Here is a 13690-nt window from a genome sequence, read left to right on the forward strand (position 1 = left end):
CCGGGGGGCGGGGGGGGGTTTGGCCGTGGTGGGGCGCACCCCCCGTTGGGGGGGGGGCCGGGCCCCCCCCCCCGCCCCCACGGTCACCCCCCCCGGCACACCCCGCGGGCCCCCGGGCGCTCACACCCGGGGTCGGGGGGGGGGGGGGGATCTATCTGACCCCGCCCCGCCTCTCGTTGTCCGCACGCCTCGCTCACCCGGCACGTTTCGCGCTGCCCGGCACGCCGAAAGCGCTGGCCGCGGCCGCGCCGGTTGTCTAGCATCGCGGGCATGACCTGGCGACATTGATCCAGCAGCGTCGGCCGATCCCGTGGGCCACCACGGGCACCGCACGTCCGGTGTCCGTCTCCACTCCCACGGGAAGGTCCCATGATCCTCACCGCTTCGCGCGTGCCCGAGCCGGCAGTCCGTCGGCTGACGGCGACCCTCTACGGGTACGCGTTCCTCAGTGACTTCGTCCTGCTCTACCCGCTGTACGTGGTGTTCTTCGCCGACACCGGGCTGTCGGTGGGGCAGATCGCGTCGCTCTTCGTCATCTGGTCCGCCGCCGGCATCCTGTTCGAGGTGCCCTCCGGCGCCTGGGCCGACGTGCTGTCCCGCCGGCTGCTGCTGTGCCTCGCCCCGTTGGTGGCCGCGCTCGGGTTCGCGCTCTGGGTGCTGCTGCCGTCGTACCCGGCCTTCGCGGTCGGCTTCCTGCTCTGGGGCGCCGGTGGCGCACTGGTCTCCGGTGCGCTGGAGGCGTTGGTCTGGACCGAACTGGACCGGCTCGGCGCTGTCGGCCGGTACGCCCGGGTGCTCGGGAGGGCGCGGACGGCGGGCGTGCTGGGCGTGGTGGTCTCCGGAGTGCTCGCCGGCCCGGTGCTCGCCGTCGGCGGCTACCCGGTGGTCGGCGCGGCCAGCGTGCTCGCCTGCCTGCTCGCCGCGATCGTCGCCACCCGCCTCCCGGAACACCGCGTGCCCGCCGCCGTACGCGTTCCGGTCGCCGAGCCGGCGCTGGCCGCCCGCCCGGTGGGCGCCGCACCATCCCGGCGGGACGAGCCGGACGCCGCCCCGCCCGCGAGGCCGGACGACGATGGTGACCTGGGGTGGTGGGACACGCTGCGGACCGGAGTGTCGCAGGTCCGCACCCGTCCGCCGGTACGGGCCGCCGTGCTGCTGGTGGCTGTGGTCGCCGCCGACTGGGGTGCTCTGGACGAGTACACCCCGCTGCTCGCCCTGGACACCGGCGTCGGGGCGCAGGCCGTACCCCTGCTGCTCCTGCTGCTCTGGGCCGGGGTGACCGTCGGCGGGCTGCTCGCCCCGGCGGGGGAGCGGCTGGGCAGCCGAGGCTACGCCGCGCTGCTGGGGCTGGTCGGCGTCGCGCTGGCCGCGGGTGCCCTGCTCCGGCATCCGGCGGGGTTCGTGCTGCTCGCGGTGGCCTTCGGCGCCGCGCAGTTGGCCACCGTGCTGGCCGACGCGCGGCTCCAGGCCCGGATCACCGGCACCAGCCGCGCCACCGTCACCTCCCTGGCCGGCATGGCCACCGACGTGCTGATCATCGTGACGTACGCCGGCTACGGTCTGCTCGCCACGGCGGCCGGCAACGCGGTGGCGTTCGCGCTCACCGCCGGGGCGTACCTCGTGGTGGCGCTGGTGCTGTTGACCCGCCGGCGCCGGACGGCAGTGCCCGTCGGCGTGGCCGCGGCTGTGCCGGGCGGCCCGGACTGACCGGGGCCCGGCGGCGGCCTCCTCGGGCCGCCGCCGGGCCGTATGGTCAGCCGGCCATGTGCAGGAACGACCACTGGTGGCCGTCGAGGTCGCGGAAGCCGCGCATGTACATCGGCCCGTTGGTCATTCCCGGCCCGAGCGACTCACCGCCGGCGACCGCCGCCTGGTCGACCAGTTCGTCGACCTGCCCTCGGCTCGACGCCGACAGCCCGACGATGACCTCCCGGCTGGTCGCCGTGTCCGTCGTGGCGACCCCGGTGTACGCCTCGAAGCCCGAGCGGAGGTGCAGCACCAGCCGGGTGGTGTCGGAGATGGTGAGTACCTTGCTGTCGCCGTCCGGCTCGGCCTGGTCGCTGGTGAAGCCGATCGCCCGATAGAACTCGGTCGCGGTGGTCAGGTCGCGCACCGGCAGGTTGATGAATGTCATGGTCATCGGTGGTCTCCGTCCGTTTCGAGCAACACCTTCAGCGCGGCGAGCCGGTCCCGCCAGTACGCCTTCAACTCCGCGGCCTGCTCGGCTCCGGTCAGCTTCTCGTGCAGGACGTTGACCCGGGCCTTTGACTCGCCGACGGCGTCGATTCCGACGACGATCCTGGTGGGGCCACCGGCCCAGTCGGCCCGGGAGCTGCGCGGCGCGGTGGCGGTGCGGACGCGCACCTCGACGTCGGGCAGCCAGCGGGCGCGTGCCGTCTCGTCGGCGTCGAGAACTGCCGTCAGGGTTGCGCACCGTCGAGGTAGACCCACCGGCCGTCCTCGCGGACGAACCGGCTGAGTTCGGTCAACGTGCCGGGCCGGCCCGCGTCCCGGTAGTGGGCGTGGAAGGTCACCGTGCCGGCTGTGTCGAGCAGGCCGCCCCGCTCGGTCTCCACGATTTCCAGTCGGGTCCACCGCTGCCCCGGGGCGAGCTCCAGGGAGGCGGGCCGGGTCGAGGAGTGCCAGCTGCGCAGCAGGTAACCGGAGTCGCCGAGGGCGAAGGCGCTGAACCGGGAGCGCATCAACGCCTCGGCCGTCGCCGGGGCGTCGCCGCCGTGCGCCGGCGCGCAGCAGTCCGCGTACGCCCGGCCGGAGCCGCACGGGCACGCCCGTCCCGTCGTCGCGTTCGCCCGCCGTCGTCCCGCACCTTTACCCACGTCGCCATCCTGCCGCACCCCTCCCGCCCCCGCGGCTCGTCCCCGCCCCCGCCCCTCCCAGCCCTCATCCTCGCGATCTTGCACTTTCTGTCGTGGCATAAGCGGTGAAAGGGGCGTATCGACAACACAAAGTGCAAGATCGCCGGAGCCGGAGCCGGAGCCGGAGCCGGAGCCGGAGCCGGAGCGGGGGCGGGGGCGGGAGCGGGAGTGGTGGGTTAGAGCCAGCCGGAGCGGCGGAACAGCCGGTACAGGAACAGGGCCGCCGCCGCCATCAGGGTGAGGGCTCCGGCGTAGCCGTAGCGCCAGGCCAGCTCGGGCATGTGGTTGAAGTTCATGCCGTAGATGCCGGCGATGCCGGTCTGGGTGGCCGCGATGGCCGCCCAGGCGGCGATCTTGCGCATGTCGTTGTTCTGCTCGACGGCGAGCTGCGCCAGTCGCGACTGGACGATCGAGGTGAGCAGGTCGTCGTACGCGGCCACCCGATCCACCGCCCGGCTCAGCCGGCCGTCGACGTCGACGAACCAGCGGTGCAGGGCACGCGGCGGGCCGTCGGGTTCGAGCAGCGTACGCATCGGCGCCTGCAACGGCAGGACTGCCCGCTTGAACTCCACCACCTCCCGTTTGAGCTGGTAGATGTGCTGGATGTCGGTCGTGCGGTCGCGGGCGAACACCGCCTCCTCGACCCGCTCCAGGTCCCGTTCCACGTGCCCGGCCACCTCCAGGTAGGAGTCGACCATGCGGGCGCAGACCGCGTACGCCACCGACCACGGTCCGGCGGCCAGCAGTGTGGGGCGGCGCTCGATGTCGGCGCGGACGCTGCGCAGCGCCCCGGCGGCGCCGTGTCGCACCGTGATGGCGAAGCGGTCACCGAGCAGCACCATGACGTCCCCGGTGTCGATCACCTCGGAGGTGTCGGTCAGCTCGTCGTGCTCCACGTACCCGGCGGTGCGCAGGACCAGCAGCGTGACCGGCCCGTGGCGCTGCACGGTGGGTCGGTGCCCGTCGGCGAGCGCCTGTTCGACGGTCAGCTCGTCGAGGCCGAAGGTCTGGCCGACCGCGGCCAGCACCGCCGGGCCGGGATCGTGCAGTCCCAGCCACACGAAGGCGCCGCGGCCCTGCCGTGCCCGGGCGTACGCGTCGGCGTAGTGCGGTTGACCGGGTTCCCGCCGGCCGTTGACGTAGACGGCGCAGTCGACCACGGCGTCCGGGTTGGACCGGCGGGGGGTGGGGGAGTCGCCCTCGACCCGTCCGAGCAGTCGCCGGGCCAGGGCGCGGACGCCTCGACCGGTCCGGTCCCGTACCGGTCGTTGATCCACCGCGTGCCTCCCCGTCGCCGGCGCACCGTCCCGACCAGGGGATGGTGCCACCGCATTCTGCCGAGCGGGGTCCGGCTCCCGACAGCGGGGAGGCGGCGCGGGCGGCGCGGGCCTGCGGCGCGGCTCAGGCGGTGCGGGTGGCGAAGACGACGACGTTGTCGACGTAGTTGCCGGTGGCGGCGTCGAACCGACCGCCGCAGGTGATGAGGCGCAGCCCGGCGGCGTCCGCCGGGCCGTAGACCAGGGTGGTGGGGAAGTGCTCCTTGGGGTACGCCCGGACGTCGTCCACTGTGAACGTGACGACCCGTGCGTCGGCGCGGGTGACCTGTACCTGCTGCCCGGCGCGGAGCCGACCGAGGTCGAAGAAGACCGCCGGGCCGGACGGTGCGTCGACGTGTCCCACCAGGACGGCGTTGCCGGTCTCACCGGGGCTGACCCCGTGCCGGTACCAGCCGGCGAGGGTGGGCCGATCCAGTGGCGGCACCTCCAGCACCCCGGCGGCGTCGGCGCCGACGGGGACGATGTCGGCGCGTACGTCGATGGCGGGGATCTGCACCCGGACCGGCGCGGCGGGTGACAGCGGCGCCAGGTCCGGTGCGGGGTGGGTGCGGGTCGGCGCGTCGGCCGACGGTCGTGGTGGCCGCGCCGGGTCGGCGGTGAGGCCGACGGTGATCAGCCCGAGCCCGGTCACGCCGAGCAGCGCGACCACTGCCGGTAGGGTCCGCCGCCACCACACGTGTGCACCTCCGTACCGGATCGTCGGGGTGCCCGCACCGGTGTCACCGGCGCGGGCACCCGTCTCAGGGATGGAACGGCCGCCGATCAGGCGACAGTGGACACCGGACGGCGCCGGCGGATCAGGATCACCGCGCCGGCGAGGGCGGTGCCGAGCAGCGTGCCGCCGGCGGCGAGAGCGCCGGTGTCACGGTTGTCGCCACCGGAGCCGGCCGGCGCGCCGCCGATCGGGGTGACGGCGAAGGTGGCGGTACCGGCCGAGCTGCCGTCGCCGCAGGTCGCCGCCACCGTGTACGTACCCAGGGTGAACCCTGCGGTGAAGAGTTCGGCGCTCAGCCCGCCGCCGGCGGCGGCCGTGGTGGATCGGACGTTCTGGTCGCGGTTGGGGCCGGTGACCCGGAAGAGGGCGTCACCCGACTTCGGGTTGCAGGTCGTCGCGGTGAGCACGACGGTCCCACCGACCGGAGTGGTGGCCGGTGACACCGTGGTGTCGGCCAGTGCGGCGCCTGGCAGCAGAAGCGTGCCGAGGCCCACGCCGAGCGCCGCCGAGCAGAGTGCTGTTGAGACCTTCATACGCGTCTTCCCTCACTTTTCGTCCGCTGACTGCGTGGGACGTCGTTCGGGTGGCCAACTCCGTGACTAGCACCGGTGTGCCCAACACTAGGTGGGTTGGGTCCTCGATCAGGTGAAAATGAGAAATCCTCGTTGCCGTCACGTGTCCACCCGAAGGCGGGGAGAGCTGCGGAAAGGCCCGGACGCCCCGACCGGCACGGGTGCTCCGATCGATGTCTGCTCCGGCCGGGCTGTCGCCGCTGGGCCGATGGCGAGGTATTGCCGAAGACGGCGGAAATGCACCACCTGGCCGAGGTGATCCGCGCTCGGGTCAGCGGGCCTGGGCCTGGGTCGGGTCGGGCATCGGCTCGCCGGTCTCGAGCAGGGTCTTGAGGCTGGCCAGCAGCTCAGGCCAGCCGCCGCTGCCGTCGAGTTGGCCGCTGATCGCCCGGTGCATCTCACTGTCGGGGGAGAAGTCGTCGTGGATGACGGTCAGCCGGACGGCCGACCCGCTGTGCGGCTCGATCTCGAAGGTCACCTTCGACCGGCGCTCACCGAGCCGGGCGCCCAGTTCCTCGGCGGACCAGCCGAAGTGCGCGGCGTGTTCGGCCTGGAAGCCGTGCCAGGTGTAGGAGAGACGACGGTACGGCTCGGCGACGAGCACCCGCTGGCCGAGGTCGCGCGGCTCGCCGTCCGGTGCGTCCTGCCACAGCACAGGTGACCCGACCTGCCAGTCGGAAACCAGCGCGACTCCACCCCAGTAGCGACGGGTGAACGCCGGTTCGGTGAGCGCGGACCACAGTCGCTGCGCGGTGGTGGTGACGTAGGTGGTGTAGACGAAGGTCGGGCTCTCCATGGGCTGTCGCTCCAATGCGGTGGTCAGGTCGGCCAGGGTGGCGGCGCGCTCGCGGTCGTAGCGGCTGAGCCACCGGTCGGCGATGGCGTTGATCGGGGCGGCGTTGAGGTGGTGCAGCTTCTCCCGGCCGCGCCGCACGGTCGTGACGAGATTGGCCGCCTCCAGCACCGACAGGTGCTTGCTGACGGCCTGGCGGGTGCCGGCCAGCCCGTCGCACAGCTCCCGCAGGGTCTGGCCGTTGCGCTCGTTGAGCCGGTCCAGCAGTCGGCGCCGGCTGGGGTCGGCCAGTGCCCGAAACACGTCGTCCATCGGCCCTCCCCGCAACAGGCAACCATTCGGTTGCTTGCCAAGTTAGGCAACCAGCGGGTTGCCTGTCAACCCGGCTGCGGACGGCCTTCTGCCGGAGGGATAAATCCCCGTGCGGCCAGAGGAGACGCTGGTAGGTTCGCTCGCCGTGACACGGAACGTGGGAGATGGCCTGGGACCGGTCTTCGCCAAACTCTGGGCGGCGAGCACCCTCTCGGCCCTGGGCAGCGGCCTGGCCACCGTCGCCGCGCCGCTCTTCGTCGCGTCGCGTACCGACGACCCGCTCGTGGTCGCCGGGGCGTCCGCCGTGGCGTGGCTGCCGTGGCTGCTCTTCGCCCTGCCCGGCGGGGTGCTGGTGGACCGGATGGACCGGCGCCGCCTGATGATCGTCATCGACCTGGTCCGGGTGGTCGCGCTCGCCGTTCTGGCCACGGCGATCCTCAGCGGCCGGGGCGGGGTGGCCCTGCTGTTCGCGGTGCTGTTCCTGGTCAACACCGGTGAGATCGTGTTCCGGGCGGCGAGCCAGGCCATGGTGCCGGTCGTGGTGCCACGGCACCGCCTGGAGCGTGCCAACGGCTGGCTCAGCGGCGGCGCCACGCTCATGCACAGCATGCTCGCCGGCCCGCTCGGCGGCTTCCTGTTCGCGCTCTCGGCGGGCAGCCCGTTCCTGGTCAACGCCGTCACGTACGCCCTCAGCGCCGTGCTGGTGGCGCTGATCGGCGGGGACTTCCGGGCCGCCGTCGGCGACACGCACGAACCCCGTACCCGCTCGATGGGCCGCGAGATCGTCGAAGGACTGCGCTGGCTGGCCAACCAGCGGTTGCTGCGCACGATGGCCGTGCTGATCGGTCTGCTCAACGTGACCCTCACCGCCGCGCTCGCGGTGCTGGTGCTGCTCGCCGGCGAGCGGCTGGGGCTCGGGTCCGTCGGCTACGGCCTGCTCTTCACCTGCATGGCCACCGGTGGGGTGCTCGGCGCGCTGCTCGGCGACCGGATCATCGCCTGGATCAGCGCCACCTGGACGATCCGGATCGGCCTGCTCGTCGAGGCGGGGCTGCACCTGGCGTTGGCCGCGTCCCGCAGCACCATCGTGGTCGGGTTCGCGCTGTTCGCCTTCGGCGTGCACGGGGGGCTGTGGAACATCGTGTCGAACTCACTGCGCCAACGACTCACCCCACCGAACCTGCAGGGCCGGGTGGCCAGCACGAACCTCTTCGTGGCGGCGGGCGGCAACTGCGTGGGCGCACTGCTGGGCGGGCTGCTCGCCGCCCGATTCGGCATCACCGCGCCGTACTGGGTCGGGTTGGTGGTGGCGATCGGCGTCTCCGCCGCCACCTGGCGGGTCTTCAACCGCGCTGCGGTGGCGCGCGCGTTCGCCGACCCGCCCCCGGTCGAGTCGCCCGCCCCGGTGGCCTGAGCGCCGTTCCGGCCCGTCCGGTGGTGGCGTGCGACGGTGTGGCAGCGTGGTACGGGTGACCGACTCCGCGCCGCTCGACGTCGACCTCGCGCTGCTCGGTGGCGGCGGCGCCGCATCGTTGCTGCTCGCCGCACTGGACCGCCACGGTGTCCGGGATCTGCGGATCGCCATCGTCGACCCGGTGCGCCGACGCGGTCAGGACCGCACCTGGGCGTTCTGGGGTCACCCGGACAGCGACCTGGACCCGCTGCTCAGCGCGAGCTGGCAGCAGGTCGAGGTGGCGACGGCGGCGCGACGCCGCGTCCTGGACCTCACCCCGCTGCGGTACGCCATGCTCCGCTCCGGCCCGGTCTACGACCGGGCTGCCGACGCCGAGCGTCGCCTCCACGCCACCCGGATCGTCGCGCCCGCCGAGACGGTGCGCGACGACGGTGACCGGGTGCTGGTGGGCACCGGCGACGGGCGCGGCGTACGGGCCGGCTGGGTGCTCGACTCCCGCCCCCGCCCGCCGGCCCGAGCGGGGCGAACGACCTGGTTGCAGCACTTCCGGGGGTGGTGGCTGGAGGCTGACCGGCCGGTGTTCGACCCGACGCGTGCGGTGCTGATGGACTTCCGTACCCCGCAACCGCCCCGCGGCGTCTCCTTCGGGTACGTGCTGCCGGTCAGCGACCGTTACGCACTGGTCGAGTACACCGAGTTCTCGCCGGACCTGCTCACCGACGCCGGGTACGACGCTGCGCTGGCCGGTTACCGGGACCTGCTCGGACTGGATCCGACCGGGCTGCGGGTGCGCGAGGTGGAGAATGGGGTGATCCCGATGACCGACGCGCCGTTCCCGGCCCGGCCCACCCCCCGCGTGGTCCGGCTCGGCACGGCCGGTGGCGCGACCCGCCCCTCCACCGGCTTCACCTTCTCCGCCATGTACCGCCAGGCCGACCAGGTGGCCCGCGCCCTCGCCGCGGGCCGCGCGCCGGTGCCCGCGCCGGCGTACCCGCGCCGGCACCGTTGGATGGACGCGGTGGCGCTGCGCGCACTGGACCGGGGTGGGGTGGGCGGTCCCGAGTTCTTCGATCGGCTCTTCGACCGCAACCCGGCCGAGCGGGTGTTGCGCTTCCTCGACGGTGGCACCACTCCGGCCGAGGAGGTCGCGATCATGAATTCGACCCGGCTGTGGCCGATGATCGCCGCGACCGCCGGTGACGCCGTACAGCGGGTCCGCGACCGGGTGCACCCCACCCGGCCCGCGCCGGCCATCCCACCCGCCGTGGTGGGCGACGCAGGGCGCTGGACACCGACGGCGCGGCGCGGCGGCCCCCCGAGCGGGGACGACGACGTCCGCGCCCGGTAGGTTGCCGGGCATGGTGGACGCGGCGGCCGGCAGAGGCGTGCAGATCTGGACCGACGGGGCGTGCAGTGGCAACCCCGGTCCGGGTGGGTGGGGTGCGCTGCTGCGCTACGGCGATCACGAGCGGGAGCTGTGCGGCGGTGAGGCCACGCCCACCACGAACAACCGGATGGAGCTGATGGCGGCCATCCAGGCGTTGGAGAGCCTGAACCGGCCGGTCACCGTGGAGCTGCACACCGACAGCACATACGTGCGCAACGGCATCACCAGTTGGCTGGCGTCGTGGAAGCGCAACGGTTGGCGGACCGCCGCGAAGCAGCCGGTGAAGAACGCCGACCTGTGGCAGCGTCTGGAGGCGGCCTGCGAGCGGCACGAGGTCACCTGGCTGTGGGTCAAGGGGCACAACGGCCACCCGGAGAACGAACGGGCCGACGGGCTCGCCAACAAGGGCATGACCGAGGCGCGGGGCGCGCTGACCACCCGCTGAGCCCGGGTCAGCGGGTCGCGTCGGGGTGTCCCGGCATGCTCGACCCACCGCCGCTGCTGCCCGACGAGCCACCGACGACGCCCGAGTTGTCGGGCTCGGTCACGATGTCCGGCCGGACGTCGGTGTCCGCCGGTGCGGGGACCTCGGTGTCCGTCTCGACCTGCACCAGTGGCGCCTGGCCGGCCTCGTCCTCGCTGTGCTGCGGGTCGCTCGGCTGCTCACCCTGGCGATTTCGGTAGCCCACGCCGTGCCCCCCGTCGATGCCGGTTCGCGTCGGCGCTGGCTACCCGGCGTCGTCCCGGCCGAAACCTGACCTGCCGGCGGTGACCGCCGAGCCGACCGTCTCGGCCTGCGGCGCAGCGGACGGCAGCCGCAGGGTCCGGCGGCGGACAGGCCTCAGCGGCGACGGCCCCGACGGGCGGGGGAGCGAGCCGGCTGACGGACCGGGGTCAGCGGCAGCGCCGTCCAGTGCGCCGGCCGGCTGAGCGTCTGCGGCAGTTTCGTGTGGGTGTCACCTCGGGCGGCGTCCAGCTGGGTCTGGTGCAGGAAGAGCGTGCGTCGCAGATCCGCGCCCCGCAGGTCGGCCCCGCGCAGGTCCGCGCCGGTGACATCGGCCAGACCGAGGTCCGCTCCGCGCAGGTCGGCGCCGATGAGCAGCGCTCCGCGCAGGTTGGCCCGGCGGAGGTCGACGCGGCGCAGGTCCACCCCGAGCAGGTGCGCGCCCCGCCGGTCGGCGCCGCCGGGGGCGCGGGCCACGTCGCTGGCCCGGGACAGCAGGGGGTTGACCCGGTTCCGTTGGTCGGCGACGTCCACCGCGCGAAGTTGCGCCGGGTCACCCTCGGTGAGCGTCAGCGTCTCGGCGCGGGCGCGTTCCAGCTCGGCGCGCAGATCGGCCGGCGGGCGCAGCGCCACCGCCTCGGTGAGGTACCAGAGCAGTTCGTGCAGCGGTCGCAGCACCGCGAACGCCTCCGCCATCGCCGGCAACGTCTCCGGCGCGTCCCGCCAGTCCCGCCCGCCGAAGGTCACCTGGGCGACCTGCTGCCCGGCCCCGAAGCAGTCGAACACCGTGCAGCCGGGAAAACCACGCTGCCGCAGCTCGGTGTGGATGCCGCAGCGGTGGTCGGGACGCAGGTTGGGGCAGGGCGAGCCGGCCGGCTTGTCGATGGCGAAGTCCGCGGACGCGGCGAAGGCGGGCACCACGCAGCACAGCCCGAAGCAACGTCCGCAGTCGGCGCGCAGCTGCGCCGCCCCGGACGGCGGTGCGGTGCGGTGCGACACGCCGGCGGTCCTCCTGGCGATCAGGGTGGACCACCATTGTTTCCTGTGCCGAACCCCGGGGTCGGTCGGGGGTCACCGTGCGTGTGTGTCGCCGGCCGGCGCGGTGCGGGGCGCGGGGGTACGGGCATCGCCCGGTGGCGGCACCAGTCGGCGGACGTCCCGCTCGCCGTCGTCGTGCCCGTACTTCTGGTCGAAGTGCCGTTTCACCACGGCAACCGGGGTGCGGTCCCCGTCGGCGGGCTCGGCCAGGGCGAACACGCCGGGCGCCGGCCCGGGCGCGCGGGGCGGCAGCACGGCTCGCACCGTCAGCGGCCCGGTCACGCGGAACCCCCGGCAGTCGACGTAGTGCTGCCCGTCCACCGTCACGAACGGCACGCGAACCTCGACCACGTCCGACTCGTCGTGGCGCAGCGTGACCGTGACCGACCAGTATCGCTCCAGGTCGAGGGTGGCTTGCTCGTGCTCCCACAGCTCCTCGAACCGGGCGTGCACGAACCCGCCCCACGGGCTGTCCATGTCCACCTCGAGCTGCGGCACGTTGAACGACAACTTCCCGATCGGGAAGAACGAGATCAGCGCCCGCCCGTCCCACTGGTAGAGCTGGATCGACGGGGACGCGTCGTAGAGCCGGACCTGTAGGCGGTGGCGCAGCCGCGAGTGGAGCGCCTCGGCGAACGCGGCCAGGTGGCGCAGGTTGGTGCGGATCTGCCGGGGCACGTCCACCCGTTGCCGTTCCAGCTCCTCGGAGCGTTGCTGGGCGGCGGTGCAGTCGGGGTCGAGCAGGAGCAACTGCACCTGGGCGCCGTTGGCCAGCGCCGCTCGCACCGCGCTCAGCGTCTCCTCCCGGTGCCGTTGCTCCAGCAGGATCGTCCAGGTGTCGAGGATGCGCACCCGACGCCCGGAGCGGTGCAGCCGTGTCACGAACGCCTGCTGGTCGAAGCTGAGGTGCTCCTGCACCCGCGCCTTGCGGGCCTCCTCGAACAACGGGTCGAAGATGACGTACGAGATGGCCGCGAGGACCACGCTGGCCCCGAGGTTGAGCAGCAGGTCGCTGAGGAAGCCGGTGCTGCGCCAGGCGGCCAGCAACATGACGACGGCGATCGCGAAGAGTGCCCCACCGACGACGAAGGCCCGTCGTTGCCGCCCGCCCCGACCAGCCCACCCGGGCATCCGGTCCCCTTCCGCCGTCGGTCGGCCCCACCGCCGCTTGCTGATCACCGGAGTTCGGAGGATACGTGCCCGCTTTGCTGGGCGCTGTCCCGTTCTCCGAGCGGCTGGTTCACCGCTCGGACCCGCCCCACCGCTCATAGGGTGACGGTAACGAAGTCGTGCGACCACGGAGGGTGGCGGGATGGACGAGGGTGAACGCGAGCAGGCGCTTCTCACCGTCCTGACCACCGAGCACTACGCGTTGCAGACGTCCCGCGCCGGCACCATCGCCGAGGCCACCGGCCGCGCCACCATCTTCCTGTCCGTCCTGTCGGCGGCGCTGATCGGCCTCGGCTTCGTCGCCAGCAACGACAAGCTGGTCCGGCCGTACCTGGCCGCGGTGCTGCCGACGCTGGTCATCATCGGGGTGCTGACGTTTCTACGGCTGGTGGAGACCACCGTGGAGAACTCGTTGGACCTGCTGCGGATCCAGCGCATCCGGGCCTACTACCACCATCAGCTCGCCGGCGAGCACGACTTCTTCGCCGACGCGGTGGGGGCCGACGACGCCATGAGCACGGCCTGGAACCTGGTCGGCACGCGTCCGGGGCGGTGGGAGTTCCTGCTGACCACGGCCGCACTCGTGGGCGCGGTCAACGCGGTGCTGAGCGGGCTCGGCATCGCGCTGGTGGCCACGACCGTCGGGGTCGGGGTCGGGGTGACGGTTCTGGTCGCGGTGGTGACGTTCGGTGTGCAGTTCGCGTACATCGTCCGGGCATCGGCCGCGCGGATGCGCTGACGGCGCCGCGCCGGTGCCGCTCAGACCGATCGCCAGTCGTCGTTCGTCAACGCCGCCGCCTGGGGACCCATCAGCAACATGCCCCCGTCGACCGGCCAGGACGCACCGGTGACGTAGCTGGCGGCGGGGGAGGCGAGCAACGCGACCACGGCGGCTACCTCCCGGGCGTCGCCGGGCCGCCCCAGCGGCACGCCGGGGCGTTCCTGAGTGAACGGGTCGACATCCTCCTGACCGGTCATCGGTGTGGCGATCTCGCCCGGGGCGACGGCGTTGACGGTGATTCCGTCGACCGCCAACTCCTGGGCCATCACCCGGGTCAGCAGCCCGAGCCCACCCTTCGCGGCACAGTACGCGGCGGAGCCCACCCGGGGGGCGTGCTCGTGCACGCTGGTGATGTTGATGATCCGCCCGCCGGCACCGGTGGCCCGCATCCGTCGCGCGGACCTCGGCGGCCGTCCGCTCCGCGCCGTCGGGATCGCCGTACCAGGTGATGCCGATCTCGAAACCGGCCTCGGCCAGCGCCACCGCGCAGGCCTTGCCGATGCCGGAGTCCGCGCCGGTGACGACGGCGATCCTCGGGTAGTTCTCATATCGCTGCGGCATGTTGCCGCAC

General features: G+C 73.2%; 16 protein-coding genes and 1 pseudogene. 5 read left to right on the forward strand and 12 right to left on the reverse strand.

The window, feature by feature from the left end:
* Nucleotides 1-369 precede the first annotated feature (369 nt).
* Nucleotides 370-1707, forward strand: a complete 1338-nt coding sequence (locus ACFYP0_RS16625) for an MFS transporter (protein ID WP_386996540.1) — start codon at nt 370-372, stop codon at nt 1705-1707.
* A 46-nt stretch (nt 1708-1753) separates the two neighbouring features.
* Here the strand turns inward: ACFYP0_RS16625 and ACFYP0_RS16630 are convergent, their stop codons facing one another.
* The 7 genes from ACFYP0_RS16630 to ACFYP0_RS16660 form a co-directional block, all read right to left on the reverse strand.
* On the reverse strand, nt 1754-2140 hold the full coding sequence (locus ACFYP0_RS16630; protein WP_386996542.1) for a VOC family protein: 387 nt from the start codon (nt 2138-2140) through the stop codon (nt 1754-1756).
* Nucleotides 2137-2451: a hypothetical protein gene (locus tag ACFYP0_RS16635; RefSeq protein ID WP_386996545.1), complete on the reverse strand. Its 315-nt coding sequence runs from the start codon at nt 2449-2451 to the stop codon at nt 2137-2139. Before ACFYP0_RS16635 ends, ACFYP0_RS16630 begins: the two co-directional genes overlap by 4 nt.
* On the reverse strand, nt 2421-2837 hold the full coding sequence (locus ACFYP0_RS16640; protein WP_386996549.1) for a YchJ family protein: 417 nt from the start codon (nt 2835-2837) through the stop codon (nt 2421-2423). Before ACFYP0_RS16640 ends, ACFYP0_RS16635 begins: the two co-directional genes overlap by 31 nt.
* A 215-nt stretch (nt 2838-3052) precedes the next feature.
* A complete protein-coding gene (locus ACFYP0_RS16645; RefSeq protein ID WP_386996552.1) occupies nt 3053-4153 on the reverse strand; it encodes a magnesium and cobalt transport protein CorA in 1101 nt (366 codons plus the stop codon).
* Nucleotides 4154-4277: 124 nt separating this feature from the next.
* Nucleotides 4278-4889, reverse strand: a complete 612-nt coding sequence (locus tag ACFYP0_RS16650) for a class F sortase (RefSeq protein ID WP_386996554.1) — start codon at nt 4887-4889, stop codon at nt 4278-4280.
* Nucleotides 4890-4975: 86 nt separating this feature from the next.
* Nucleotides 4976-5461 (reverse strand): hypothetical protein, encoded by a 486-nt coding sequence (locus ACFYP0_RS16655; protein ID WP_091406610.1) that lies wholly within the window; start codon nt 5459-5461, stop codon nt 4976-4978.
* Between the two features lie 310 nt (nt 5462-5771).
* Nucleotides 5772-6605 (reverse strand): ArsR/SmtB family transcription factor, encoded by an 834-nt coding sequence (locus tag ACFYP0_RS16660; protein WP_386996557.1) that lies wholly within the window; start codon nt 6603-6605, stop codon nt 5772-5774.
* Nucleotides 6606-6750: 145 nt separating this feature from the next.
* On the opposite strand from ACFYP0_RS16660, the gene ACFYP0_RS16665 reads away from it, so the two are divergent.
* Genes ACFYP0_RS16665 through rnhA form a run of 3 tightly spaced genes read left to right on the forward strand, consistent with a single transcriptional unit; the run spans nt 6751 to nt 9851 of the window.
* Nucleotides 6751-8019 carry an MFS transporter gene (locus ACFYP0_RS16665; protein WP_386996560.1) on the forward strand — a complete coding sequence of 423 codons (1269 nt, stop codon included), beginning with the start codon at nt 6751-6753 and terminating at the stop codon, nt 8017-8019.
* Between the two features lie 55 nt (nt 8020-8074).
* A complete protein-coding gene (locus tag ACFYP0_RS16670) occupies nt 8075-9367 on the forward strand; it encodes a lycopene cyclase family protein (RefSeq protein ID WP_386996563.1) in 1293 nt (430 codons plus the stop codon).
* A gap of 10 nt (nt 9368-9377) precedes the next feature.
* The gene (gene rnhA, locus ACFYP0_RS16675; protein ID WP_124853718.1) at nt 9378-9851 is read left to right on the forward strand and encodes a ribonuclease HI; all 474 of its coding nucleotides are present in this window, start codon (nt 9378-9380) and stop codon (nt 9849-9851) included.
* 7 nt (nt 9852-9858) lie between these two features.
* On the opposite strand, the gene ACFYP0_RS16680 is transcribed toward rnhA, so the two are convergent.
* The 3 genes from ACFYP0_RS16680 to ACFYP0_RS16690 form a co-directional block, all read right to left on the reverse strand.
* Nucleotides 9859-10095 carry a preprotein translocase YidC gene (locus tag ACFYP0_RS16680; RefSeq protein WP_355501782.1) on the reverse strand — a complete coding sequence of 79 codons (237 nt, stop codon included), beginning with the start codon at nt 10093-10095 and terminating at the stop codon, nt 9859-9861.
* A gap of 152 nt (nt 10096-10247) precedes the next feature.
* A complete protein-coding gene (locus ACFYP0_RS16685) occupies nt 10248-11129 on the reverse strand; it encodes a pentapeptide repeat-containing protein (protein WP_386996567.1) in 882 nt (293 codons plus the stop codon).
* 72 nt (nt 11130-11201) lie between these two features.
* Complete coding sequence (locus tag ACFYP0_RS16690; RefSeq protein WP_386996569.1) at nt 11202-12299, reverse strand: DUF5919 domain-containing protein; 1098 nt, start codon at nt 12297-12299, stop codon at nt 11202-11204.
* 181 nt (nt 12300-12480) lie between these two features.
* Between ACFYP0_RS16690 and ACFYP0_RS16695 the strand changes: the two genes are divergently transcribed.
* Nucleotides 12481-13077, forward strand: a complete 597-nt coding sequence (locus ACFYP0_RS16695) for a hypothetical protein (protein ID WP_386996572.1) — start codon at nt 12481-12483, stop codon at nt 13075-13077.
* Between the two features lie 20 nt (nt 13078-13097).
* On the opposite strand, the gene ACFYP0_RS16700 is transcribed toward ACFYP0_RS16695, so the two are convergent.
* Both ACFYP0_RS16700 and ACFYP0_RS16705 read right to left on the reverse strand, forming a co-directional pair.
* Complete coding sequence (locus ACFYP0_RS16700) at nt 13098-13508, reverse strand: SDR family oxidoreductase (protein ID WP_386996574.1); 411 nt, start codon at nt 13506-13508, stop codon at nt 13098-13100.
* A 19-nt stretch (nt 13509-13527) separates the two neighbouring features.
* Nucleotides 13528-13680: pseudogene (locus ACFYP0_RS16705) on the reverse strand (SDR family NAD(P)-dependent oxidoreductase); the annotation flags it as partial.
* Nucleotides 13681-13690: the final 10 nt, after the last annotated feature.

It is taken from the genome of Micromonospora arida (genome assembly GCF_042873195.1).
GTDB lineage: Bacteria > Actinomycetota > Actinomycetes > Mycobacteriales > Micromonosporaceae > Micromonospora > Micromonospora arida.

Excerpts from the sequence above, each read along its gene's own strand:
- ACFYP0_RS16625 (WP_386996540.1), top strand. The coding sequence starts at position 370 with ATGATCCTCACCGCTTCGCGCGTGCCCGAGCCGGCAGTCCGTCGGCTG.
- ACFYP0_RS16630 (WP_386996542.1), bottom strand. The coding sequence starts at position 2,140 with ATGACCATGACATTCATCAACCTGCCGGTGCGCGACCTGACCACCGCG.
- ACFYP0_RS16655 (WP_091406610.1), bottom strand. The coding sequence starts at position 5,461 with ATGAAGGTCTCAACAGCACTCTGCTCGGCGGCGCTCGGCGTGGGCCTC.
- ACFYP0_RS16660 (WP_386996557.1), bottom strand. The coding sequence starts at position 6,605 with ATGGACGACGTGTTTCGGGCACTGGCCGACCCCAGCCGGCGCCGACTG.
- rnhA (WP_124853718.1), top strand. The coding sequence starts at position 9,378 with ATGGTGGACGCGGCGGCCGGCAGAGGCGTGCAGATCTGGACCGACGGG.
- ACFYP0_RS16690 (WP_386996569.1), bottom strand. The coding sequence starts at position 12,299 with ATGCCCGGGTGGGCTGGTCGGGGCGGGCGGCAACGACGGGCCTTCGTC.
- ACFYP0_RS16695 (WP_386996572.1), top strand. The coding sequence starts at position 12,481 with ATGGACGAGGGTGAACGCGAGCAGGCGCTTCTCACCGTCCTGACCACC.
- ACFYP0_RS16700 (WP_386996574.1), bottom strand. The coding sequence starts at position 13,508 with ATGCGGGCCACCGGTGCCGGCGGGCGGATCATCAACATCACCAGCGTG.